The sequence below is a fragment of the Bradyrhizobium sp. UBA2491 genome (assembly GCF_002341725.1).
Classification (GTDB): Bacteria; Pseudomonadota; Alphaproteobacteria; order Rhizobiales; family Xanthobacteraceae; genus Bradyrhizobium.
On the sequence record NZ_DDOP01000068.1, the window covers coordinates 5566 to 29285 of the forward strand.

General features: G+C 65.0%; 21 protein-coding genes. 10 read left to right on the forward strand and 11 right to left on the reverse strand.

What is annotated here, in order from left to right; translation table 11 throughout:
- Window positions 1-457: 457 nt before the first annotated feature.
- Genes B2W55_RS23260 through B2W55_RS23275 form a run of 4 tightly spaced genes read left to right on the forward strand, consistent with a single transcriptional unit; the run spans window position 458 to window position 2381 of the window.
- A complete protein-coding gene (locus B2W55_RS23260; protein ID WP_024580031.1) occupies window positions 458-802 on the forward strand; it encodes an ArsR/SmtB family transcription factor in 345 nt (114 codons plus the stop codon).
- A gap of 11 nt (window positions 803-813) precedes the next feature.
- Window positions 814-1281, forward strand: a complete 468-nt coding sequence (locus tag B2W55_RS23265; RefSeq protein WP_024580030.1) for an ArsI/CadI family heavy metal resistance metalloenzyme — start codon at window positions 814-816, stop codon at window positions 1279-1281.
- 12 nt (window positions 1282-1293) lie between these two features.
- Window positions 1294-1710, forward strand: a complete 417-nt coding sequence (arsC, locus tag B2W55_RS23270) for an arsenate reductase (glutaredoxin) (RefSeq protein WP_024580029.1) — start codon at window positions 1294-1296, stop codon at window positions 1708-1710.
- A complete protein-coding gene (locus tag B2W55_RS23275) occupies window positions 1710-2381 on the forward strand; it encodes an aquaporin (protein ID WP_024580028.1) in 672 nt (223 codons plus the stop codon). Before arsC ends, B2W55_RS23275 begins: the two co-directional genes overlap by 1 nt.
- Window positions 2382-2460: 79 nt before the next feature.
- Here B2W55_RS23275 and B2W55_RS23280 read toward each other — a convergent pair whose 3' ends face one another.
- Together B2W55_RS23280 and mddA are read right to left on the reverse strand one after the other, a co-directional pair.
- Window positions 2461-5133 carry a flavin-containing monooxygenase gene (locus B2W55_RS23280; protein WP_024580027.1) on the reverse strand — a complete coding sequence of 891 codons (2673 nt, stop codon included), beginning with the start codon at window positions 5131-5133 and terminating at the stop codon, window positions 2461-2463.
- A gap of 359 nt (window positions 5134-5492) precedes the next feature.
- Complete coding sequence (gene mddA, locus B2W55_RS23285; protein WP_024580026.1) at window positions 5493-6269, reverse strand: methanethiol S-methyltransferase; 777 nt, start codon at window positions 6267-6269, stop codon at window positions 5493-5495.
- Between the two features lie 155 nt (window positions 6270-6424).
- Here mddA and B2W55_RS23290 point away from each other — a divergent pair, with 155 nt between their 5' ends.
- On the forward strand, window positions 6425-7993 hold the full coding sequence (locus B2W55_RS23290) for a winged helix-turn-helix domain-containing tetratricopeptide repeat protein (RefSeq protein ID WP_024580025.1): 1569 nt from the start codon (window positions 6425-6427) through the stop codon (window positions 7991-7993).
- Between the two features lie 152 nt (window positions 7994-8145).
- Here the strand turns inward: B2W55_RS23290 and B2W55_RS23295 are convergent, their stop codons facing one another.
- The 6 genes from B2W55_RS23295 to B2W55_RS23320 form a co-directional block, all read right to left on the reverse strand.
- Complete coding sequence (locus tag B2W55_RS23295; RefSeq protein WP_024580024.1) at window positions 8146-9027, reverse strand: L,D-transpeptidase; 882 nt, start codon at window positions 9025-9027, stop codon at window positions 8146-8148.
- Between the two features lie 129 nt (window positions 9028-9156).
- Window positions 9157-9861, reverse strand: coding sequence for an SDR family oxidoreductase (locus tag B2W55_RS23300; RefSeq protein WP_024580023.1), 705 nt, complete (start codon window positions 9859-9861; stop codon window positions 9157-9159).
- A gap of 76 nt (window positions 9862-9937) precedes the next feature.
- The gene (locus tag B2W55_RS23305; RefSeq protein WP_063830184.1) at window positions 9938-10132 is read right to left on the reverse strand and encodes a hypothetical protein; all 195 of its coding nucleotides are present in this window, start codon (window positions 10130-10132) and stop codon (window positions 9938-9940) included.
- 163 nt (window positions 10133-10295) lie between these two features.
- Window positions 10296-10679: a response regulator gene (locus B2W55_RS23310; protein WP_024580021.1), complete on the reverse strand. Its 384-nt coding sequence runs from the start codon at window positions 10677-10679 to the stop codon at window positions 10296-10298.
- Between the two features lie 113 nt (window positions 10680-10792).
- Window positions 10793-11995, reverse strand: a complete 1203-nt coding sequence (locus B2W55_RS23315) for an extensin family protein (protein WP_024580020.1) — start codon at window positions 11993-11995, stop codon at window positions 10793-10795.
- Window positions 11996-12114: 119 nt separating this feature from the next.
- Window positions 12115-12825: a DAPG hydrolase family protein gene (locus B2W55_RS23320; protein ID WP_024580019.1), complete on the reverse strand. Its 711-nt coding sequence runs from the start codon at window positions 12823-12825 to the stop codon at window positions 12115-12117.
- Window positions 12826-12831: 6 nt separating this feature from the next.
- Between B2W55_RS23320 and B2W55_RS23325 the strand changes: the two genes are divergently transcribed.
- On the forward strand, window positions 12832-13545 hold the full coding sequence (locus B2W55_RS23325; protein ID WP_291532286.1) for a TetR/AcrR family transcriptional regulator: 714 nt from the start codon (window positions 12832-12834) through the stop codon (window positions 13543-13545).
- A gap of 29 nt (window positions 13546-13574) precedes the next feature.
- Here B2W55_RS23325 and B2W55_RS23330 read toward each other — a convergent pair whose 3' ends face one another.
- From B2W55_RS23330 to B2W55_RS23340, 3 genes are all read right to left on the reverse strand, one after another.
- A complete protein-coding gene (locus B2W55_RS23330) occupies window positions 13575-17153 on the reverse strand; it encodes an autotransporter outer membrane beta-barrel domain-containing protein (protein ID WP_081725941.1) in 3579 nt (1192 codons plus the stop codon).
- Window positions 17154-17758: 605 nt separating this feature from the next.
- Window positions 17759-18100 carry a hypothetical protein gene (locus B2W55_RS23335; RefSeq protein WP_145987255.1) on the reverse strand — a complete coding sequence of 114 codons (342 nt, stop codon included), beginning with the start codon at window positions 18098-18100 and terminating at the stop codon, window positions 17759-17761.
- A gap of 102 nt (window positions 18101-18202) precedes the next feature.
- Entirely contained in the window at window positions 18203-18988 is a 786-nt protein-coding gene (locus B2W55_RS23340) for a DUF2147 domain-containing protein (RefSeq protein ID WP_024580014.1), read from the reverse strand.
- Window positions 18989-19175: 187 nt separating this feature from the next.
- Here B2W55_RS23340 and B2W55_RS23345 point away from each other — a divergent pair, with 187 nt between their 5' ends.
- The 4 genes from B2W55_RS23345 to B2W55_RS23360 all read left to right on the forward strand — a co-directional run bounded on the left by B2W55_RS23345 (window position 19176) and on the right by B2W55_RS23360 (window position 23705).
- Window positions 19176-19931, forward strand: a complete 756-nt coding sequence (locus B2W55_RS23345) for a DUF2147 domain-containing protein (RefSeq protein WP_024580013.1) — start codon at window positions 19176-19178, stop codon at window positions 19929-19931.
- Window positions 19932-20052: 121 nt separating this feature from the next.
- Entirely contained in the window at window positions 20053-21189 is a 1137-nt protein-coding gene (locus tag B2W55_RS23350; protein ID WP_291532287.1) for a helix-turn-helix domain-containing protein, read from the forward strand.
- A gap of 89 nt (window positions 21190-21278) precedes the next feature.
- Window positions 21279-21893, forward strand: a complete 615-nt coding sequence (locus tag B2W55_RS23355; protein ID WP_024580011.1) for an inner membrane-spanning protein YciB — start codon at window positions 21279-21281, stop codon at window positions 21891-21893.
- A 288-nt stretch (window positions 21894-22181) separates the two neighbouring features.
- Window positions 22182-23705 (forward strand): FecR domain-containing protein, encoded by a 1524-nt coding sequence (locus B2W55_RS23360; protein WP_371412489.1) that lies wholly within the window; start codon window positions 22182-22184, stop codon window positions 23703-23705.
- Window positions 23706-23720 lie beyond the last annotated feature (15 nt).

The following is a 23720-nucleotide window of genomic DNA, read 5'->3' on the forward strand; positions in this document are numbered from 1 at the left end:
CGGGGGTAGGACCACAGGTGTAACCGGGAACAACCCGGCTTTCCCTGCGCGATGGGTTACGGCTTACTTCGTGCTCTCCCCGGCGAGACTTGGCTTGTTTGTCACCGTCTCCGCAATGCGCACCGCGCAATTCGAGAGACACCTGCCACTGGGGCGTCAGGACCACACGACTTCACCGTCCGCTTCTTGCGCATTCGTCGACTGCGCAATCCACGTCCACCGCATCTCGACCCACGTTCGTGACGACCGCGAAGCGCCCCTCGTGTCGGGCGAGACGGGTCATTCATACACTGAGTTGGGCTACTGATAAACCGAAGTATTTTTCCACCGGGGGATTGACGCGTTTCGCTGAGTTGCCCGTCGTGTCGATTGAGCAACACGTGTCGAGCGGAAGATGCCGAGCGTCCCCGTCCAGCCTCGCTTGACGGCCGAGGTATATTTCGATATTCGTTGAAATATGAAAATAACAGATGCTGTCGCTGCGCTGGCCGCGCTCGCACAGGACAATCGGCTCGATGTATTCCGCCTGCTGGTGCAGGCGGGCCCCGGCGGGATGCCAGCCGGCGCCATAGCCGAGGCGCTCGACCTTGCACCCAACACGCTGACCTTTCACTTCGATCGGCTACGAACTGCCGGCCTGGTGACGGTACGTCGCGAAGGCCGTTCGATGATTTACGCCGCGCGGTTCGAGACCATGAACGATCTGCTCGCCTTCTTGACCGAGAATTGTTGCGGCGGCGCTCCCTGCGCGCCCGCCAGTACCTGTAAACCTGCGCGCAAGCGCGTCAAAACGCCGGCTTGAAAGGAAATGCCATGAAGCGCCTGCACGTTCACGTCTCCGTCGAGGATATCTCGAAGTCGGTTGGCTTCTATTCGGCGCTGTTTGCATCCAAGCCTTCGGTACTCAAGACCGACTATGCGAAATGGATGCTGGAGGATCCACGGGTGAATTTCGCGATCTCGACCCGTGGCCGACAGCCCGGTCTCGATCATCTCGGCATTCAGGTTGAGAACACGGAAGAGCTGCATGAAGTCTACGCGCGGTTGCGGGACGCCGGCGGCGACATCATTGAGCAGGGCGAGACTGCCTGCTGCTATGCCAACTCGGAGAAATCCTGGATCGACGATCCGGCCGGCATCGCCTGGGAGACGTTCCATACCACCGGCGAGAGCACGACCTATGGCGACGGGACGGGTGAGAACCGCGCACGCGTCGCGCATGAGAAGGCGGTCGCTTGCTGCGCGCCGAAGCCGGAAGCCAAATCCTCCGCCTGCTGCTGACGGACAGGCATGATGGACGTCATCATCTATCACAATCCGGAGTGCGGCACGTCGCGCAACACACTGGGCATGATCCGCAATGCCGGCATCGAACCGCACGTGATCGAGTACCTGAAGACACCGCCGTCGCGGGCGCTGCTTCAGCAATTGATTGTGCGGATGGGAATCCCGATACGCATGTTGCTGCGTGAAAAGGGCACGCCGTTCCCAGAGCTTCGGCTCGGAAATCCGGAGCTTTCGGATGACGATCTGCTGGACGCCATGATGGCGCATCCGATCCTGATCAACCGCCCGATCGTCGTGACGCCGCACGGCGTGAGGCTGTGCCGACCATCGGAGCAGGTCATCGCCCTCCTCCCACCGCAGCGCTCCGACTTCGTCAAGGAGGACGGCGCGCGGATTGCCGCGGCGGACCGTCAGGCAAGCTGATGCCGTCGCGTGGCCGCCAGCTCGTCGCCGAATCGCTCGGCACGATGCTGCTGCTCACGGCCGTCGTCGGCTCCGGAATCATGGCCGACAAGCTCGCGGACGGAAACATCGCGCTCGCTTTGCTATGCAACACGATTCCGACGGGCGCCATCCTCGTCGTCCTCGTCCTGATCTTTGGACCAATCTCCGGAGCACACTTCAACCCGGCCGTGACGCTCGCATTTGCCTGGCGCGGCGAGGTATCCCGGACCACAGCCTGCACCTACGTCGCTGCGCAGGTTGCCGGCGGCGTCGCCGGAGTATGGCTTGCGCATGCGATGTTCGAGCTTTCGATACTGCAACTCTCGCTGACCCAACGCGTGGGCCCGGGTCAGTGGCTCGCGGAGGCGGTGGCAACATTCGGCCTGCTGCTGGTGATCTTCGGATGCACCGCGCGAAACGCAGCAGCGACGCCCTACGCCGTCGGGCTCTATATCACATCGGCCTACTGGTTCACCGCCTCGACATCGTTTGCCAATCCCGCAGTGACAGTCGCTCGCGCGCTCTCCAACACGTTCGCGGGTATCGCACTCAATGGAGTCGCCGGATTCATCATGGCCCAGTTGCTGGGCGCCGCGCTTGCGACCGCATTGTCCGGCTGGCTATGGAACGAGAACAATCAAGCCGCCTGACGAATGCCGTCAGGCGGCCGACATGATGTTTGCGCATGATCTTTTCGGAAAACCACTTCGCAGTTCTCCGGATCATGCTTTAGTTCGCCGCCGCGTTGACCTTCGGCGCCGCGACGTTGTCCTGCTCCAGCTCCTCGGGCAGTCCGGCGAAGCGACGCAACGCTTTTGCCATCTTCACCCGGCCGCCGACGCCGGTGATGATGACGTCGACCATCACGAACGACGAGTGGAAGTGGCCGTTGCCCTTGAGCTGCTCGACCTTGACGCCAGCCTTGGCGAGCGCGTCGCCATAGGCATTGCCCTCATCACGCAGCGGATCGAATTCCGCGGTGGCGATGAATGCCGGCGGCAGGCCTTCGAGCTTGCCGCGCAGCGGTGCTGCGCGCGGATCGGTGCGATCGGCTGGCGAGCAGTACAGGTCCCAGAACCAGAACATCAGCCCGCGGGTCAGGAAATAGCCGATCGCGTTCTCGATATAGGACGGACGATCATAGGTGCTGTCGGTCACCGGACAGATCAGGAGCTGGCCCGCGATCTCCGGCCCGCCGCGATCGCGCGCAAGCTGGCAGGTGACGGCCGCGATGTTGCCGCCGGCGCTCCAGCCCGCGACCAGCACCGGCCCTGCCCTGCCGCCGAGCTCGGCGGTGTGGGCCGCGATCCAGCGGGTCGCCGCATAGCCGTCCTCGGCCGCCGCCGGGAAGCGATGCTCGGGCGCGTGGCGATAGCCGACGCTGACGATGATCATGCCGGTGCGCCGGCACAGGTCGCGGCAGAACGGATCGTCCGACAGCTCGTCGCCGAGCACCCAGCCGCCGCCGTGGAAATACACCACGATCGGATGCGGCCCCGGCGTCGCCGGCCGGTACAGCTTGTACGGCAGCGGGCCGTCGGCGCCCTGCAGCACGCCGGTGCCGACCTCGCCGACCGGCCGTCCCGCCGGACGGCCCTTGTTGAACTCGGCGAGGAAATCGCGCGCGCCCTGCGCGCCCATCGTCTCGATCGGCGGCAGGTTCATCCCGCCGAGCATGTTCAGCACCAGTCGCACATCCGGTTGCAGGCGCACGACCTCGCCGTCATTGCACTGCGCGGTGACACCGGGGCCCGAGAGCCTGAAACCGAGCATGCCGCGGCCGACGACCTCGTCGCAGATGCTGCGATATGGCCCGACACCGCCGGTGTAGGGCATCACGCCCTGCGGCTTGCCGGGCACGTTGGCGCCCGTGTACCAGGTGTTGGCGAGCCGGTGCAGCGTCAGCGTCGCGCAATCGGCCATGTGGCGCTCCCAGCCGGCCTGCGCGGTCTCGGTCGCCTCCATCGTGGTGAAGCCGGCGTCGCGCAGCGCGGCGATGCGCTCGACCACCCAGTCGACATGCTGCTCGATCGACACCGCCATGTTCGACAGCACCGACGGGCTGCCGGGGCCGGTGATCATGAACAGATTGGGGAAGCCCGCGACGGTGACGCCGAGATAGGTCTGCGGTCCATGCGCCCAGACATCGGACAGCGACTTGCCGCCGCGCCCGGAGATCGGATGCACTGCCATGATCGCGCCGGTCATCGCATCGAAGCCGGTGGCGAACACGATGACGTCGACATCGAAGCTGCGCTTGTCGGTCACGATGCCATTCGCGGTGATCGCCTTGATCGGCTCCTGCCGCAGATTCACCAGCGTCACGTTCGGACGATTATAGGTCGCATAGTAGTTGGTATCGAGGCAGGGCCGCTTGGCGCCGAACGGATGATCGTGCGGGGCCAACGCCGCCGCCGTCTCCGGATCCTTGACCGCGGCCGCGATCTTCTCGCGGATCAGGTCGGCGACCAGCCTGTTGCCGTCAACATCGACGGCCTGATCGGCCCAGAGCTGGCTCAGGATGTGGACGAGATCGCCCGCCGCCCACGCCTTCTCGAAGCGCTCGCGGCGCTCGGCATCGCTCAGCTGCCAGCTCACAACCGTCTGCTGCGGATACGGTACGCCGGCCATCGACTGGCGCGCCTGCTCGCGATAGGCCGCGCGATCGCTCTCGAAGAACGTCTTGCGATCCTCAGGTGCCGGGCCGTTGCCCGCCGGCAATGCGAAATTGGGCGTGCGCTGGAATACGGTGAGTTGCGCGGCCTGCTCGGCGATCAACGGGATCGACTGGATGCCCGACGATCCCGTCCCGATCACGGCGACGCGCTTGCCCTTGAGGTCGACGCCCTGATGCGGCCAGCGGCCGGTGAAATAGATCTCGCCCTTGAAGTTCTTGACGCCGTCGATCTCCGGCGGCTTCGGCGACGACAGGCAGCCGGTCGCCATGATGTAGTAGCGGCACGAGACGTTGGCGCCATTGTTGGTCGCGATCAGCCAGCGTTCGCTCGCATCGTCCCACGTCGCCTGCGTGACCTTGGTGCCGAACCTGATGTCGCGGCGCAGATCGTAGCGGTCGGCGACGAAGCCGAGGTAGCGCAGGATCTCCGGCTGGGTCGCGTATTTCTCCGACCAGGTCCATGCCCGATCGAGCTCGGGATCGAAAGTATAACTGTAGTCGATGGTCTGGATGTCGCAGCGCGCGCCGGGATACCTGTTCCAGTACCAGGTGCCGCCGACATCGGCGCCCTCTTCGAGCGCAACGGCCGAGAGGCCCGCCTTGCGCAGACGATGCAGCAGATAGAGACCGGCGAAACCGGCGCCGACGACGGCGACGTCGACTTGCTGCGTGGTCCCGCTGTGCGTGGAGTCCGAAGCGCGTGCTGCAACTGCTGCGTCTGGCATGCCAATCCTCCCGTATGTTTTGATTTGACGGAAGGCTAGTCCTGCGTTTTCAGTTTGTCATCACGACAAACGCAATCCGAGGTCGCCGCAATTGTGACACGCGCGGCCTGGAACGAAACGCGCAGCGCGTAGACGCAAGTGGCTTGGCCGCGGGCCAAGTTGCGGGAGCCGCCGCTGGCACCCGATCCGCTTTCCCGTGCTTGCGAGCAGGAGGCCGCGCAAATGCGCGCCCGATGACAGACTCTGCCAAGCAATCCGGTGGCGCCGCATCTGTGCGATATTGCTTTGCTGCCCTCAGGCGCCGACAGGAGGCGCGCAGGAATTGCCGTCCAATGCAGCTCTCCCGAGGCCCCAACGGTTTAGGTGGATTTGCGCCATGGCAGCAGCATCGACACACGCTCTCGATAGCGGCGATATTCGTCACCGAAGACGCCGATCAGGTCGCGCTCCTCCAGCCAGATGCCGACGAAGATGTATGTCGTCGTCACCGCCGAGAACAACAAATGGCCGACGGACATGGTCGGCGCCGCCCAGAAGGCGATGATGAATCCGAGATAGATTGGATGCCGCACGAAATGATAGAATAGCGGTGTACGAAAGCGCGGCGCCGGCATCTCGCGGCCGACCAGATTGACCGCTACTTGGCGCAGTCCGAACAGCTCGAAGTGATTGATAAGAAACGTCGAGGTCAACACGATCAGCCAGCCGACGAATGACAGGCAAGTCATTGCCGTCGCAATACGCGCGTCGCTGATCTGCCACACCACCTGCGGCATTGGCCGCCATTGCCAGAACAAGAGCGCGAGCGCCAGGCTCGCCAGCAGGACGTAAGTGGTGCGTTCGACGGGAGGAGGAACGAATCTTGTCCACCATCTCTTGAACTGCGGACGCGCCATCACGCTGTGCTGAACGGCGAAGATGGACATCAGCACCAGATTGACGATGAGCGCCACCGTCGTCGGTCCTGTCGATCCGCTGTCGATCGTCTTTGGCACCAGCAAATTTTCGACGAAACCGATGGCGTAGAGGAATGTGACGAAGAATACGACGTAGGCGACGACGCCATAGAGGAACGCGATAATTCGTCCGACGACGTTGCCTCGATCCGTGTCGGCGTTCTGGATAATCTGGGTCATGGTCTCCTCCATCGGGAGCAAAGGGATTGCGATTTGGAAAGCGCGCAGCATGACCAGGCCGGGACCGAAAAGCCTTGTCCGGTCCTTGATTTTTCCGTGAGATAGGCGTGATTATTTCGCGAGCCGGTTGACTTGGCAGGCAGCAGGACGGCGACGTGTTATTTCGATTTTCGGATCATCGACTTGATACCGACCTTCGGGAGCTGCGCCGCGGCACCGAGGCTGTTGCCGTGGAACCGCAAGTGTTCGACCTGCTGGTTTACCTGGTGGAGAACCGCGATCGCGTCGTCAACAAGGACGATCTCCTCGCCTCGATTTGGGGCGGCCGAATTGTGTCGGATTCCACCTTGACCAGTCGCATAACCGCCGCGCGCAAGGCGATTGGCGACAGTGGAGAAGAACAAAAACTGATCCGCACCATTGCGCGCAAGGGTTTTCGCTTCGTCGGCGAGGTACACAGCTCGGAGACAGGTCAACCGGCGCGTGCCGAGCCGGCTGAGAAGGGTCACGAGCGGCCACGCCCCGCCTTGCTGCTCCCTGACCGGCCCGCCATCGCCGTATTGCCCTTCACCAACATGACCGACGATCCGGCGCAGGACTATTTTTCCGACGGCATCAGCGAGGACATCATCACCGCGCTGTCTAAGCTGCGCTGGTTCTTTGTCATCGCGCGCAATTCGTCCTTCATTTACAAGGGCAAGTCAGTCCACATGAAGCAGATCGCCGACGAGCTTGGCGTCGGTTATGTGGTCGAAGGCAGCGTGCGTAAGGTCGGCGATCGTGTGCGGATCACGGTGCAGCTCAACGACGCGACGACCGGCAGTCACGTCTGGGCCGAGCGCTATGATCGCGACTTGGCCGACGTTTTCGCGGTGCAGGACGAGATCACCGAAGCGATCGTGGCGGCGATCGAACCGCAGCTCTTTGCCGCGGAGAATTTTCGTGCCAGACGCAAGCCCCCGGACAGCATGGATGCCTGGGACCTCGTGATGCGAGCGCTGTCGCATTACTGGCGGGTGACGCGTCAGGACAATCTGGTCGCGCAGGCCTTGCTGGAGAAAGCGATCGCGATCGATCCAAACTACGGGCAAGCGTTGGGGGTGCTCGCCACGAGCTATATGTTTACCGCTCATATGGGCTGGCAGGAAATGGCTCCGGCAACGGAAATCTCGGAGCGGCTGGCCAAAGCCGCAATTCGCGCCGACAGCGAGGATCCGTGGGCTCACAGTGCCCTGGGTTATGCCTATCTCTTTGTTCGCCGCTTCGACGATTCATTGGCGGAACTTGAACTGGCGTTGCGGCTCAATCCGAACTTCGCATTTGCGCAGGGGATGTTCGGCCTGTCGCTGTGCTATAGCGGCCGCTGGGAAGAAGGCGATCTGGCCGCAGGGCGCGCGCTGCGGCTGAGCCCGCGCGATCCGTTTTCAGCTGTCTACTGTGGCATTGCTTCCTACGCCCAATTTCTCGGCTGCAACTATGATGAGGCGATGAGGTTCGCGCGTGAAGCCGTCCGTCAGCGCGATGATTTCGTTGGTGCGCACCGGGTGCTGACCGCGGCCGCGGGTATGGCCGGACAAGGCGATGTGGCCAAGTCCTCCTTGCAAGAGCTTCGACGCGCGCAGCCCAACATCTCGCTAGCCTGGATCGCGAGCCAAATGCCGATCAAGCTGGACGCAGACCGCCAGCGCTATCTGGAGGGCTTTCGCCGCGCGGGACTGAATTGACTGCTGCGGATGCGGAGTGGACGTCCAAGTCCGTCCGGCACCAGATGTCATCGGTCAGTCGAGCAGAGCTCAGACACGTGTGGCTCGGCCGCGAGCGGATCTGCACGAGGCGCCGCTTGTTCTCGGTTGCGGACCGAGGACAGAGAATTGAGTTATTGGACCTCGGCCACCTTCGGTCCGGATGACGGCATCTGCGCGTTGGTTGCCGAGGGCCGGTTCGGCGGCGATGTCTGGTCAGGCGATCGCAGCGCGGCGTCGGGCGCTGGCTGGGATGGTCGACGAGCCGAGGTTGCCGGGAGCACGATCACTTTCGCGCCGACCTTCACCCGATCATAGAGGTCCGAGACGTCCTCATTGGTCAGCCGGATGCAGCCGGACGACACCCGCTTCCCGATCGTATCGGGCTTGTTGGTGCCGTGAATTCGATATTCGGTATCACCCAGATACATCGCCCGGGCGCCGAGCGGGTTGGTGGGACCGCCCGCCATGAATCGTGGCAGATAGGGCTGACGCACGAGCATCTCGGCAGGCGGGCGCCAATCCGGCCATTCCGTCTTGCGGGCCACGGTCTGTTCACCGGACCATGTGAAACCTTCTCGGCCGACACCGATGCCGTAGCGCATCGCCTGGCCGTCGTTCAGGACGAGATAGAGGAATGTGTTTCCGGTATCGATGATGACGGTGCCGGTCGGTTGGCGACTGGCGTAGTCCACCACCTGCCGAGCAAATCTTCCGGGACCATCAGCGGCTTTGGGCGGCTCGACCAGAGGCGCCGGGGCCGGGGCTGGAACCGACACCGGTGCCGCGACCGGAGCCGGAACTGAGGCTGCGACACGAACCGGAGTTGATATGTGAGCTGGCGTTGACGGCGCCGCAGCCTGCTGCGCGGACGGCTTGCGTACCGGTTGAACGCTGGCCGGACGAGACAGCAAACCGTACCCCAGGGCGGCAGCGGCGATGACGCCAACTGCTACTCGTCCAGCCACCGGGAGCGCGAGCGCTTCTGTCTTTCCACGTTTTGCCCGCTTGGCCATATCTTTCCCCGGATTGCTCTATCCGGCGGAGGTAACCAGCAGATTTTAATAAACTCCGAACCGATTTTGCCCAGGCAGGAAATCGCCAAGCGTCGTTAACGCCAACTCTTGCCCGGAAGATTGAGGGCCTCAGATCGACCGCATCAATCCGCCATCGACGCGGATGTTCTGGCCGGTGATGTAGCCCGCGCCGTCGGAGACGAGGAAGGCGATGGTCGCGGCGATCTCCTCCGCCTTGCCGTAGCGCTTCATCGGCACGCTGTCGCGGCGTTCGCCGGTTTCCGGCAGGCTGTCGATCCAGCCCGGCAGCACGTTGTTCATGCGGACATTGCTGGCGGCGTAGCTGTCGGTGAACAGTTTGGTGAACGCGGCGAGCCCGGCGCGGAACACGGCCGACGTCGGAAACATCGCGCTCGGCTCGAACGCCCAGGCCGTGGAGATGTTGACGATCGCCCCCGACTTCTGCGCCTGCATGTGAGGCGCGACCAGACGCGTCGGGCGGATCACATTCATCAGATACACGTCAAGGCCGGTGTGCCACTGCTCATCGGTCAGTTCTAAGACGCCGGCGCGCGGGCCATGGCCGGCGCTGTTGACCAGGGCGTCAATGCGGCCCCAGCGCGCCATCACGCCGTCGACGGCGCGCTTCAGATCGTCGTTCGACTGGTTCGAACCGGTGAAGCCGATGCCGCCGAGTTCGCCGGCCAGCGCCTCGCCCTTGCCGGACGACGACAGGATCGCGACGCGAAACCCATCGGCGGCCAACCGCCGCGCCGCCGCCGCGCCCATGCCGCTGCCGCCCGCAGTGACGAGTGCGACCTTCTCCGAAGCCATGATCTGATATCCCTGTTGATGACGAAACTAACATCTATCATCAGGAATTGCGCGGCGCGACACCCGGCGAGCGGAGCTACTTGCGGAACACCTGCTTTGACTCGGCTTCGAACCTGGCGACAGGCCGGTCCATCTGCCACAGTTCGATATCGTGATGATCGACAAGACGGCTGGCCGACGTGATCGCCGCATCGTCGTCGCTGCAATCCATGTTGACGACGCCGATCGATCGGCTGTGCGGTCCAACGATATAGGCGCGGTAGGTCGTCATCTTCGTTCTCCGGCTGCCGCGGATGTCGTCCGCAGGAATACCCGGCGCGAACATGAGCACGAGCGCGTATGAATGCGAGATGGGTTGCTTCGTGATCTTATAGAGATGGAATAAGCGCCTGCTGCGTACCCTGGCACCACGCAAGGGGCCGATCAAAAAGCGCTCAGGCCTGTGCGCCGCCCTTGACCAGCTTCGCCACGGCCGCGACCAGTTCGTCCGGCGAGAACGGCTTGTTCAACAGCACGCTATCCGGCACGCCCCGGGTCGGCCACTCGTCGCCGCCGCCGCCGGTGATATAGAGCACCGGGAACGACGGATCGATCTCGCGGGCACCACGCGCCACACGCCAGCCGTCGAGCCGGCCGAGCAGGCGGATATCGGTGACGAGTGCGCTGTATTTGGTGCGAAACGCCTTCAGCAGCGTCAACGCCTCCTCGCCGGAGCCCGCGATCGCCGGCTCATAGCCGCCATCCCTCAGGGCGTCCTCGACCATCATCTGAAGATCACGATCGTCTTCGATGACGAGAATGATCGGCGCGTCTTGCAAAGCTATCCCCCAGAAATCAGCCGGGTGCGCCCGGCTCAGCGAGCATATGCAACAAGAAAATGGCTACCGTTTGCACGGCGCCACCCAGTAAAAATACGGGTATCAGACGCGTCCTATTCGTCGGCGAATTCGTCTTCTTCGCTGCCCCCCGCTTTACCCCGCGGAGCCGGCTTTCTGCCGCCAAGCGATCCTGTGACATAAGGTTCGCGCGTTGCATAGGGGTTACGTCCGCCGCCAGCGCGCGCCGCGACCTCCTCGCCGGAGACGGCGGCCGGCTGGCAGATCAATCGCCGGCTGGCCCGGCGCATCAGGTCTACATGGATGTGGTCGTAGTGGTAGACATTGGAGCCCGGCGCCAGCACCGTGGTGAAGTGCTGGCAGGCAGCGGCCTGCACGTCGCGCAGGAAACCCTGCTCTTCCGGCAAGCCCTTCCAGCCATCCTTCACCGTGATGCGGCGACCGTCGGCGAGCGTGAACGCCGCGATGTCGAGCGCATTGCCGAAGGCGTGCTCGGAGATATGCGCGTGCGAATTGCCATTCATGCCGCGGCAGGAATAGGCCGAGATCTGCTTGATCTCGACGACGCGCGCACCGAACCAGCGCTGCGCGGCCGGCTGCACGGAATCGGCGAGCCAGCGCTCGAGCACCGAGACGATCGGACACGCCAGCGTCGCCGCCGGCTTCACCGCAACCGGGCCGACCGCCATCACCGGATTGCCGCCCGACGGACCGAGCCGTGGCGGCTGCTGCGAATAAGGCGCCGGTGAATACGGCGCGGCCGCGCCCTCACGCTGCGGATTGGAAGGCAGGCCGGGATAATAGGGTCGCTCGCCGCGCGCATCGGGCGAGCCATCGGGCGGCAGGTCGATCTCGCCCTGCTGCGGTGGCACGCCGGGCGCCGACAGCGACACCGGCCCGCTCGGCTGACTGCCATAGTTCGGCTGGCCGACGGCCTGATCGGAATATGGCCCCTGCGCGGGCGGCGGGCTCGGCTGCCGGTTGATCGGCCAACGCGGCTGATTGCCGACCGACGCCGGCGGACGCAGGCTGTCGTCGGCAAATCCGTAAGCTGAACTGGCTTCGCCGAGTGCGGCGACCTTGAGCGGGAACTCGGCGCCGCAAACGCCGGGGCCGGAGATCGGATCGATGCGGACCAGGTCGGCGCTTTCCTTGACCGCACCGGATTTCAGGCATGCGGCCTCAGCCTCGGCCCGCCACGGTTCACGCTCGGCAGTCTGGAACAGACCGCGGCCACAACCAGCCAACGACACAAGGACAAGGGAGCCGACGAGATACAAACGAACTCCACGCGTCATGGCGCGGAGGTTCTGCGAATTTGATTAAAGACTCTTCAACGCATTTCGACTGAATGATTTCAGGCGTTCTTAACCATGCGTTGGAACCGGGCGATGCGTCCTGCCCTGCGATGCCCGCGCTATTCGCCGTCGCCGGTTTCGTGACGATACAGGTCGGGCAAAAAATGCTCGAACAATCCGACCTCCTCGATGTTGTGCCGTAGCCACGCAAGCCCGTGGGCGTGATCGAAGCCGAAGCGCTGGATCAGCGGATTGATCAGCCGCATCCAACCCTCCGCAGCACCCACCAGAAGCCGATTTTCATATCGCGTGCCTTCGCTCACGCGGGTGAAGCTGTATTCCATGCACACGACGCCGCGAATACCGTGGACGGTCGGATGATGGATGAAGCCGTCTTCATCGAGCTTCTCGATGGTGGTCACGGTATCGACCGCATAGCGCGCGTTGGCGCCGAGATATTCGCGTAACCGGATCCGCGCGCCCGGACCGATCGAGCCATCAGGCAGCCGTCGCGCGTAGCTTGCATGGACGTGATCGTAAGGATGCCAGGCACGGTAGCGATTGATCCGCTTGTTGCCGACGATCACATCGCCTTCGAGATGCGAGAACCACCACACCAGCATACGCGGCGTCACGCCTTTGATGATCTGGTGGCGGATCCAGTAGGACAGCCGCCCGTCGGCCAGCCGCTCGGCGCCGCATTCGGCAGATCCCATCGGCTTCATCGGCCAGGGCACGAGCGAGGGCTCGGCCGGACGCGCGTGGCTCGCCGGATACGCTTGATAGTCGCGTTGCTCGGAAGGATCGAGGATCAGGGGCAACGAGGACATCGCGTCTTGCTCTCGGATTTAAACTATATAGCAAATACTATATCTTTTTCCAACGATCAAGCAACTGCTATACAGTTGCTTATGAGCGAAAGATCATCCGCACGGCGCGGACCGGCACCAACCAAGCACCTCGACATCCTCTGGACGGCAGTCGAGCTGTTCGGCCGGCAGGGCGTCGGACAGACCACCACCCGGCAGATCGCCGCAGCCGCCAACACCACCGAGCGAACGCTGTTCAAGCATTTCGCCAGCAAGGACAGGCTGGTCGAAGCCGTGATGCGCGAGGCCGTGATTGCGCAACTGGCGCCGGCATCCCTGAACGCGCTGCGTCAGGCGATCGGCGAAGCTCAGGACGGTCTGGTGGCCTGGCACCGATCGCTGCTGCACGAACGCATGCAGGCGACCGGCAAGGCGACCGAACTCACGCGGCTGCTGCTGGTCGAATTGCTGCGCGACGAGACCGTGCGCAAGCAATTCGGCAAGCAATGGCAGTCTGCGGCCTGGAAGCCACTCGTCGCACTGTTGGTCAAACTGCAGGGCGAGAACAAGCTGCGCACGGACCTCGACGCCGCTGCGCTCGCGCGCATGTTCCTTTCATTGAACGTCGGTCACCTGGTTGGCCGCTTCATCCTCGCGCCCGGGGCACGCTGGAACGATGAGCAGGACATCGCGGCGATTGCCGAGCTGTTCGCGCACGGTGCACGTCCGGCCAATGGCTGAACAGCAACCGTGCGCGGACCTTGTCTCCATCACCACGTATAGCGGACGACGCCCTTGCCGCCATAGGACGAGGTGACGTCGGAGAATTCGCCTTCGAAGGTGAGTGCTGCCGACCAGCCGCTGGTCCAGTTCATCGCCGCCGTCGCGGTGGTGAGGACTGCGTCGCTTGCCGGCGCCGCGCCGTTGACGACAAAGGACGCGCCGGGCAGCGACTGGAAGGTCGCGGCAACGGCGCGATCGGTGTTGTAGTCATGCGCCCAGGCAAGGCGTCCGCGCAGGCTGAGAACGCCGTCCTGTAGCGCGATCGAGCGGTCGCTGCGCACGCCGAGTTCGCTGCGCGTGGCGGTGACGGTCTTCGCCGCATAGGCCAATGCGAAGGCGCTCGAACCGGACAGCACCTGCTCGGCATAGCCGGGCAGATCGTAACTCGTGACCTGTCCGGCGGCGTAGGGCGTGAGCGCGAGTTGCCACGGCGTGATGAAGCGATAGCCGCCTTCGATCCGTCCCGACACCGCATTGGCATTGAACTGCGCGCGCAGCCGGTCGACGCCGGCGATCGTCACGGTGCGATCGGTGGTGACGTCCTGCCAGCCATAGGCCAGTGCGCCGGAGAGATAGGCCGGGCCGAATCCCTGCCGGATGAAGGCGCCGGCCTGGAACAGGTCGGAACGTCCACCGCCGAGCGCGTTGGCCACGGTGAAGTTGGTGCCGCCGCCGGCAAGTGCGAAGCCCGCGACCGTCTCGGGAGCGATCCGGTAATCCGCACCAACCGCCACACCGAAGATCCGGCTAGCGGTCGAATTCGATCCGGTGACTGTGTTGCCGTCGGTGTTCTGCCCACCGCCGAAGCCGGCAGCCCAGATGCTCCAGCGCTGCTCGAAGGTCTGCGCCGCCGGCGCCTTGCGGGAGATCGCGGCATAGGCGTCGCGCGCGCCCTTCGCACCCGACAGGCCGGTCGACGCGTAGCTCATGGCGTCGTCGGCGAATTGCGATGCGCCGCCATTGGCGGCGATGCCGCCGCCGCGGCCCTCGGCGAAGGGATCGGTCATGACGCCGAGGAACATGTTCATGGCGTCGAACGTGGTCTGCTGCGAGCCGGCGCCGAGTTCACCCGATGCCTGCGTCAGCCCCGCCGGTGCCAGCGCGCCGAACGCGGCAGCGATGCCACCGGTGCGGCTGAAGGCGCTGGCGATCGCATTGCCGACCGCAGCCTGATTGCCGTTGAGCTTCGCGGTCGCGGCAAAGTTCAGCGCGAGGTTGAGGTAGACGTTGTTGGCGTCATAGCTCAGGCTGGACGAGAAATTCGATGGCAGGTTGCTGTTGACCGGACCGCCGAACGTACCGCTGACGCCGCCGGCCGCATTGAGAATGGTGTACTGTTTCTGGAAGGTGTTGCCGGTGAAGGATGCGTTGACCGTGGCGCCGCCGAGCGTTGCCGCGCCCGTGACATTGGTGCGATCGGAAGCTACCGCCGACACTTCGACGAGATAGGTCGATGCCGCGGTGAAGGTGAGGCTGCCCTGCACCGTCAGCGTGCCGATCGAATTGCCCGGCGACAGCGTGCCGCCGTTGATCAGCAGGTTGCCGACGCTGCCATTGCCGCCGAGCGTGCCGCCGGCATTCACGGTCACCGCATTGCCCAGCGAGCCATTGACCAGGAGCGTGGCGCCGGAGCCGACGGTGGCGCCGTTCTGGTAGCTCTGCGCATCGGTGATCGTCCAGACGCCGCCCTGCACGTTGAGCACCTCGAAATTGATCACATTCGAGAGCGTGCCGGATCCCGGACCGAACAGGTTGATGGTGTCGGTGCCGACACCACCGTCGATCCGGCCTACGATGCTGGAGCCGCCGTAGAGATTGAGCGTATCGTCGCCGCCCTCCATGCTGATCGCGCGTCCGCTGTTGCCGATGATCGTGCCGTAATTGGAGAGAACGTCATTGCCTTCGCCGGTCTGGATCGCGGCGCCGTCACCGCGGATGAAGCGCGTCGAGCCGGTGCCGGTATAGGTCACGCCGTTGAGCGTGCCGACCGAACCCGGATCTGGCGTTCCGTTCTGCAACAACGTGACGCCGTTCGGATCGGGAATCGTGCCGTTGCCGATGATGGTGCCGTAATTGACGATCCTGTCGTTGTCGGCGGCAGTGCCGGTCTTGTTCTCCGAGCGGATCGCGTAACTGTTGTTGCCCACGATGGTGGCACCGGCATAGTTGACCAGATCGAGCGCCGCCGTGCCGCCGCGTGTATTGTCGGGATTGGAATCGTTGTTGACGACGATGCCTGCCGCGGCGCCGCTGATCAGGCCGTAGTTGCGGATGGTGCCGCCGCCGATCGCGAGGCCCTCGCTGTTGTTGAGCCGGCCGCCCGCATCATAGCCTTTCGCGCCGGTACCCTGCACCGTGCCGTAGTTCGTCAATGTCAGGACGAAGTCGGTATCGATGCCGTCGCCATCGCCCCGCGCCGAGGTCGAGTCGATCGCACCTGTGATGGTGCCGTAGTTGATGACGTTGGCGTTGCCGCCGGAGCCGACGCCGGCGCCGTCACGGCCGATGATGGTCGCGCCGGCGTAGTTGTTGACGGTGATGTTGCTGCCGACGTCGCCCGACGTGCCGTTCTTGGCACCCGAGATCAGCCCGCCCGCATAGTTGTTGACGGTGCCGGAATGGCCGAGTTGCAGATCGATCGCATCGGCTCCGGGCCGGTCGGCGGGGACCGGCGCCGAGTTGGCGATGATCTGTCCGTAGTTGTCGATCGTGAAGTTCTGTCCGGGACGAATCGCGTCGGCATTGTCGGCGGTGATCAGGCCGCCGGCGCGGTTGGTGATCTGAACCGTCGCGCCCGTCGAGGTGAGATTGTCGAAGTCGATCGCCTGGCCGGTCGCCGAGCGGATGGTCCCGGCATTGTCGATCGAGAACCTGCCGGTCGTGGTGCTGTTGGTCGAGCCGGAGCCGTTGATCTGGATGGCGTCGTCCGCCGACTGGATCGTCGCGCCTGATTTGTTGACGATCGACAGCGAGACGACGTTGTCGAGATTGGTGGTGGCACGGATCGCGCGCGAGCCTGCCGTCGTGGTCGCGTCGATCAGGCCCGAATTCGTGATCGTGGTGGTACCGCCGCCGATCCGCATCACGTCGCTGCCGGAAGACTTGATCGTACCGCCGCTCTCGTTGGTGATCGAGAACACCGTGGTCTTCGAGGTCGCGTTGACGAAATCGAACACCCGGCCGTTGCTGGTCGCCTGGATGGTGCCGAAATTGTCGACCGTGACGGTGCCGCTGCTCAGGCCGCCATTGATCCGGAATGCATCGTTGGCCGCGGTGAAGACCGCGCCGGCATTGTTGATCAGCGTGAGATTGCCGCTGATGGCGCTGGACGAGGTATCGATGCCGCGCGACGTCGCCGAGATCGTGCCGTTATTGGTGATGACGACGCCGGGTGATGCGAGGCCGGTCACCCAGCTGATCGCCGTGCCAGTCACCGACAGGCTGCTGCCGGCGGCGACCGAGCCGGTGTCGTTGTTGGAAACGGTCTGCGCCGTCGTGCTGTTGGGTGGTGTACTGAAACTTGCTGCAAGTGCCGGACAGGAGAACCCCAAAGACGTCGCAGACATAGCCAGCGCAAGCCGGCTTGCGCGGCTCAAAAACTCGGATTTCACGTAACGCCCCCAGTAACTTATTACCGGGATGACCCGGTCATTGCCGGGCGGCAATCTGGGTAAAGATTGTAACAACCTTACAACAAGCTGACAGATTGCCTGCGGCGCAACGACACAGCAACGTCAGGCGTGCGGCGCGGCAAGACGGCAACTGAACGGAGATTCCGACGCGCGCGGCCGGGCATCTGCGCGATGCTCGCCTCGCCGCGAAATATATTTGCCGCCTCTCCAACATCTTGATCCGATGCCAGTTTGCTTCGACTATCGCAGCGCGGCAGAGGCTGTGGACACCGAGCCGGACAGCTAGGCTGACTTTTTCGACCGGGAACTCGTTGCTAGCTTTGGCGTTAATGCGGGCAGCGTTGTGAACCAAGGGAGCGTCCCAATGGATTTCGCGAGTCCTCTGCTGAGCAAGCTGAGCATTGTGGCCGCGTACATCGCGTTCGCCTTTGTCGGCGCCATCATTCTCGGCGTGTTCTGACCCATTCGATGAGGCCCTGAAGCCCACGCCCGGCGGCTGTCCCGCCGGGCGTTTTGCGTGAGCGCGGCGAGAGACCAGCTCAAAAATTCGAGCAACTCGATCCGGTGACCCCGGCGATCGTGAAATCGTGGCAGACGAGGCCGGGATTGTCGGGATCGGGATAGCCGTCGTCGCGACGGCGCGGCTCGCGGATCGTGTGGCTGAAGCGCCAGCCACGCGCGCGCATGCAGCTCTTGTATTGCCGCGAGGTCACCGTGCCGTTCTGCGGCGTGCCGAACTGCGCATCACAATACGCGGTATCGACATGCAGCGCGTCGTCGCCGCGCCGCTGCTTCAGCATGTTGGTGTAGATGTCGTTGTCGGCGTGCGCGGCAACGACGCTGCTTGCGAGCAGCAGTGCGACCAGGCTCAGGCGTTTCATGTTGCCTCCATTGCTTGCGAGAATGGCATCGACCTCCATCGGTCGCGCGTGACGGGACATCCGGTTCGAAGGCGTTCAATTACAAATTGGACATCGACGCGTTCAGGAGCGCGGTGCGTGCTCGAGCGCTCCCTGGGTGATCACGCGATGTCGCGCATGCGAGACGCGAACCCAATCGGCACCGGTGCAGTAGAAGCTGCCGAACGCGCAGGCCTCGACCCGCATCTTGTCCGCGCCCTGCAATTCGATCGTGCCGTAATGGATGCGGTCGCGGCCCTGGTCGTAGACGCTGCCGTTCCAGCGCGCGTGCCTGCTCGGCTTCATGTTGATCAGCACCGCTTCACCGAGATCGCGCGTGGTCTTGTCGAGCGCGTAGCCGCACAGCGCCTCGCCGCAGGAACGAACGCGCACCAGGCTGTCGGTGTCGGTCTGCCAGTCGCCGACCGGACCATCGTCCGGTTCATCAACGGTCTCACGCGCGACCGGCGGCCGCGGCGCAACAGCCGGCGGCGGCTCGATCCTCATCACCCGCGGAGGCGACGGCGCCGCTGACGGCGGCGACGCGGCAGCCGGTGGCGGCGCGGCTGGTGCGGGCTTGTAGACGATGACCGATGGCGGCGCAGGAGCTCCCGCCGGTACCGGCGCGGGGACCTTGCTCGAAGATGCGGCGACAGGGATCGCTGCGGTCGGCGCCGGCTCCGGCTGGAAAGTCCGGCCAGCGCCGTCGTCGCGCCTTGATCGATCCGTCACCGAGACACAGGACAGCGCGCGGCAGCGCGTGGAATCGAGATGGATGCGGTGGCCGCCAATCGAGAACGAGATGCCCTCACCGGCGTGAGCCAAGGGCGCGGCCAGCATCAGCGCGACGAGCAGGCAGAAGCGCTTCATCGAAGTCTCCAGGATAACAGGACGAAGCTAGGAGGCGATGCGCTCACGGCGCTGTGATTTGGGTCACCGTCGCCGGGTCATGCGGTCTGGCCCGCCACCGTGATGTCGATCACAGAGGTCGGCGCCGGCGGTGCGTAGGGTCGGGGTCGATCGGTACACCCGCCGCCCAACGCCCACGGAGACCCTCATGAAGAAGCTCTTTGCGATCGCCGCGCTGCTGATGGCCAGCACATCGGCGCATGCCGGCGGCACCGGCATCACCTTCCAGATCGACGGCCAGCGCATCCATGTCGAGGCGCCGCGCAATTGCAGCGCGCTGTCCTGCATCCGCATTTCGGCGCCGGGCTACAAGGGCACGATCGGCGACATCAATCTCAAGGGCCTCGGCACGAAGTCCGATGATAATGACGATGTCGCATCGACGGCTGCGCCGCCCCCTGCGCCTGCGCCGGTTCAGGCCGCCGCACCCCAGCTCCAGCCAGCCGCGCCGGTTGCCGCCGCCGTTGCACCACCCGCACCTCCCGCCGCGCCATCCACCGTGGTTGCGACCGCGGCCGCCGCGCCGGTTGAAGCCGCGGCAGTTGCGGCGGCGCCGTCCGTGGTTGCCGCACAGCCTGCGCCGCAGCCGCAAGCTGCTCCCGTTGCCACAGCACCGGCGCCGACCGGACCGGTCGGCGTCTGGGCCACCGAGGAGAACAAGGGCAACGTCCGCGTCGAGGCCTGTGGCGCCAATCTCTGCGGCTATTCCGAGAAGACCAACGAACGCATCCTGATCAACATGAAGCCCGACGGCAGCAAGTGGAGCGGCCGCATCCACGATCCGGACTCCGGTCGCAACTACGACTCCACGATCGCGATGAAGGGCCCGAATGCGATGCGGGTGCAGGGCTGCGCCTTCGGCGGCATGTTCTGCGGCGGCCAGACCTGGAAGCGGATCAGCTGAACCGCAACCAGCATCAGATTTTTGTGGTTGCCCCGGCGGTCGCTTCATGCGGACCGCCGGACGCGCTATAAGCGGTGCTGTGTCGAGGTTGATTTGAACCTGCGGGCGGCTTGCGATGGCGATGACGGCTCTTGAACTCGGTCTGCGGGGCGCGGTGGTCGCACTGTTCCTGGTGGTTTGCGCGATGCTGCTGTTGCGCTATGCGGCAGTCCACCGCGCCGCGAGCCTCGGCGCTGCGATGGGCGCGGCCGGTGCGGCCTACGCGATTACGACGGCGCCGTTCTTTCCCGCTTCGTCATTCGGCTGGAGCTCACCATTCGTTGCCTTCGCGATGGGTTCTCCGGTCGTGTTCTGGCTGTGGGCGCGCGCGATGTTCGACGAGCGGTTTGCGCTGCGGCCCTGGCACGCGGCCGTATGGATGCTGGTCGCCGGCCTCGGCGTCGTGAGCCATGTCGTGAGCTATGGCGGCTGGGCGATGCCACCCGGTCTCGGAGCAAGCTGCGGCCGCACGCTGGCGCTGGCGACGATTGTGTTCGCGCTGCTCGGCATGGCGCAGCTACCGAAGGGATGGCGCACCGCGGTGACGACGGCGCGCGGCCGGCTGTTGATCGCGCTGGTGGTGGGCATCGGCCTTCAGATGACGTTCGCCGCCGCCGCAGGTTGGGCAGCGCTTCCGGCCCGCTCCGTCAACCTCAGCGCCGCGCTCGCCCTTGCGGCATTCGCGCTGATCGCGATCTGGATGATGCTGTTCGATCCGCCCGAGAGCCGGCCGGTAGTTGCCCATGCCGGCAGTGGCCAGCCAGCCCGCGCCGCCGCGCCGCTCGCGGATGCCGGCCGCTCGGCGTCCGACCAGGTGGCGCTCAATCACCTCAAGCGCCTGATGGCGACCGAGCGGACCTACCGGCAGGAAGGTCTGACCATCGGCGTGCTGGCGGTCAGGCTCGGCATGCCCGAGTACCGGCTGCGCACGCTGATCAATGACCGGCTCGGTCACCGGAACTTCAACGCCTTCCTCAACCGTTACCGGCTCGACGAGGCCAAGGCGGCGCTTGGCGACGCCAGCCAGGCCGAGGTGCCGGTGCTGACGATCGCGCTCGATGCCGGGTTCCAGTCGCTGGCGCCGTTCAACCGCGCCTTCAAGGCGGACACCGGGCTGACGCCGACCGAATTTCGCCGCCGGGCTGCCGCGCCATCCAATGACCAGGTGGAATCCCCGGCTCCGGGAGAGAATTCGCTCCTCGATTTCGGAAATCGATAGGCTTTCGTCCGCGCGATCCGCCTAGTTTGCGCCGGCGCATGCGCCGACAACGCGGCGGCGCGACGCGGACAGCGGAGTTTTGACGGCACATGAAGCATTTCCTCACCGCAGCAAGGCTGCTGGCGCTCGACCTGGCGTCGACCCTGGTCTTTCTCGTTCTGTTCTTGCTGACCCACAACACTGCGCTGTCCGTCGGCCTCGGCATCGCATTCGGTGTCGCGCAGATCGGCATTCAGGTCGTGCGCGGCAAGACGATCGACACCATGGAGTGGCTGAGCCTGTTCCTGGTGGTCGCCGCCGGCACCGCCACGCTGCTGACCCATGATCCACGCTTCGTGCTGTTCAAGCCGAGCGTGATCTACGCGATCATCGGCGTCGTGATGCTGCAGCCGGGCTGGCTCAACCGCTATCTTCCCGAGATCGCGCGCACCGTCGTCCCCGATGTCGCGATCATCGTCGGTTACGTCTGGGCAGGGCTGATGTTCGTCTCGGCCGCCGTGAACGCCTTCGTCGCGCTGACCTGCGAGGTCACCACCTGGGCAGTCGTGATGCCGGTCTTCGGCATCGTCAGCAAGGTCGTGGTGTTCCTCGGCGGCTTCGCCGCGCTGCGCCTGATGGCGAGGCGCAGGATCCGCGCCATGCCGGACGCCCAGCGCGAGGCCGTGCTCGCGCTGGAGGGGACGCCCGTGACGGCGACACCGTAGGCGCCGACATTGCCCTCGGCGTGGGGTTAACGAAGCAAACCGGCGCGCGACGAAACCATTTTGCCGTGCGCACGAAGAAGCGCTGAAACCCGGCCGTCCTACTGATCGCTCCGCACCAACGCGGCTGACGAGACCCGTTCCACGCCATCGAGCACCGCGCCTTCCACAGGAGGACGCGGTGCTTGAACGTTCCGGACCGCCATGACAACAAGGCAGGACCGTTCATTCGGCATTCAGCCTGACGCGGCTCAATTGCCGGTCACCCTAGCCTCCGGGGAATCGATGGTGATGCGCCGCGCCTTCCTTTTTGCGCTTTTGCTTGGTGCCGGCGTCACGATGGGGTGGCATGCAACGGCCGATGCCGCGCCACAACTGACGCAGCTCGCGCAAGCGCAACCTGCGCCGCGCCCCTCACCTGCCCCGGCGCCGGGCGCGACACCGGCGGCGCCCGCAACCGCTGCGCCGGCCGCGGCACCCCAGGCCGCAGCGCCCGAGCCGATCGGCAACGTCGCGACGTTGACGGGCACCGCCACGGTCACGCGCAACAACACCACGACCCCGCTGCAAATCCGCGACGACATCTTTGCCAATGACGATGTCGCAACGTCGGCGACCTCCTCGCTCGGCATCACCTTCAACGACGGCACCACCTTCAACCTGCGCGCCAACGCCAGAATCACGATCGACAATTATGTCTATGAGGATGGCGGCCAGCAGAACAGCGCGCTGTTCAACGTCGCCAAGGGAACGGCGGCGTTCGTCGCCGCCGCCGTCGCCAAGACCGGCAACATGAAGATCTCGACACCGACCGCGACGCTCGGCATCCGCGGTACGACAGGCCTTGTCGAGGTGCCGGAAGGCGCGAATGCGACCGGCAACAATGTCGGCATCAAGCTGTATCCGGACGCGGACGGACATGTCGGGCGCATCGAGGTCAACGACCGTAGCGGCGCCTCGCTCGGCGTGCTGACGCGCGGCGCCAGCGGCTTTGCGATTCGTCCGGGCACCGGCGGCGCACGCTTTGCCGCGGTGCCGCTGACCATCTCGCCGCAACAGATGACGCGTGACCAGGGTTTCGTGCGCGCGGTGCATTCCACGCAGACGCTGGGTCGCCAGGTCGTGACCGAGCAGCGCGACTTCCGCAGAGCCAATCCCGATTTCCGCCGCGCCAATCCGGCCGCGCCGTACCCGAACCGCGGCCAGCCGGTGCAACCGAACCCGCAGCGCCAGAACGGCCTGCCGGGCCAGAACCGCAACGGTCCGCAGCAGCCGGGTCAGCAGAATCGTCCGGGCCAATTGCAGCAGCCCGGTCAGCAAAACCGTCCCGGCCAGCCGCAGCAACCCGGCACGCCGGGCCGCCAGGGCTCGCAGCAGCAGCCGGGCAACCAGCAGCAAGGCGCCGCACAGCACGCGCTGCCCGGACAACCCGGCGGCACCACGCTGCCGCACGCGCCCGGCGTCCAGACGCCGGCCGGACAGCAGCCCGCGGGGCAACAGCCGACGCGTCAAGGCGGCGCGACGCAGCCCGGCGGACAACAGTCGCCGGCCCGTCAAGGCGGCCTGCAACCCGGTCGCACACAACAGCCGGGCGGCGTGCGACAGCCGGGACAGCAAGCGCAACCGGGCGGGCCGCGGCAGGGCACGGCGCAGCCGGTTCCTGGCCAGATGCGTCCCGGCATGCAGCAGGCCGCACCGGGTGCGCGTCCCGGCATGCAGCGGCCCGCGGCGCAGGCACGTCCGGCCTTCCAGCAACGGCGCGCACCGCCACCGCGCGCGGCAAAGCCGCCGCCCAAAAACAAACGTCACAATTGATTGGAAGCGCGCTGC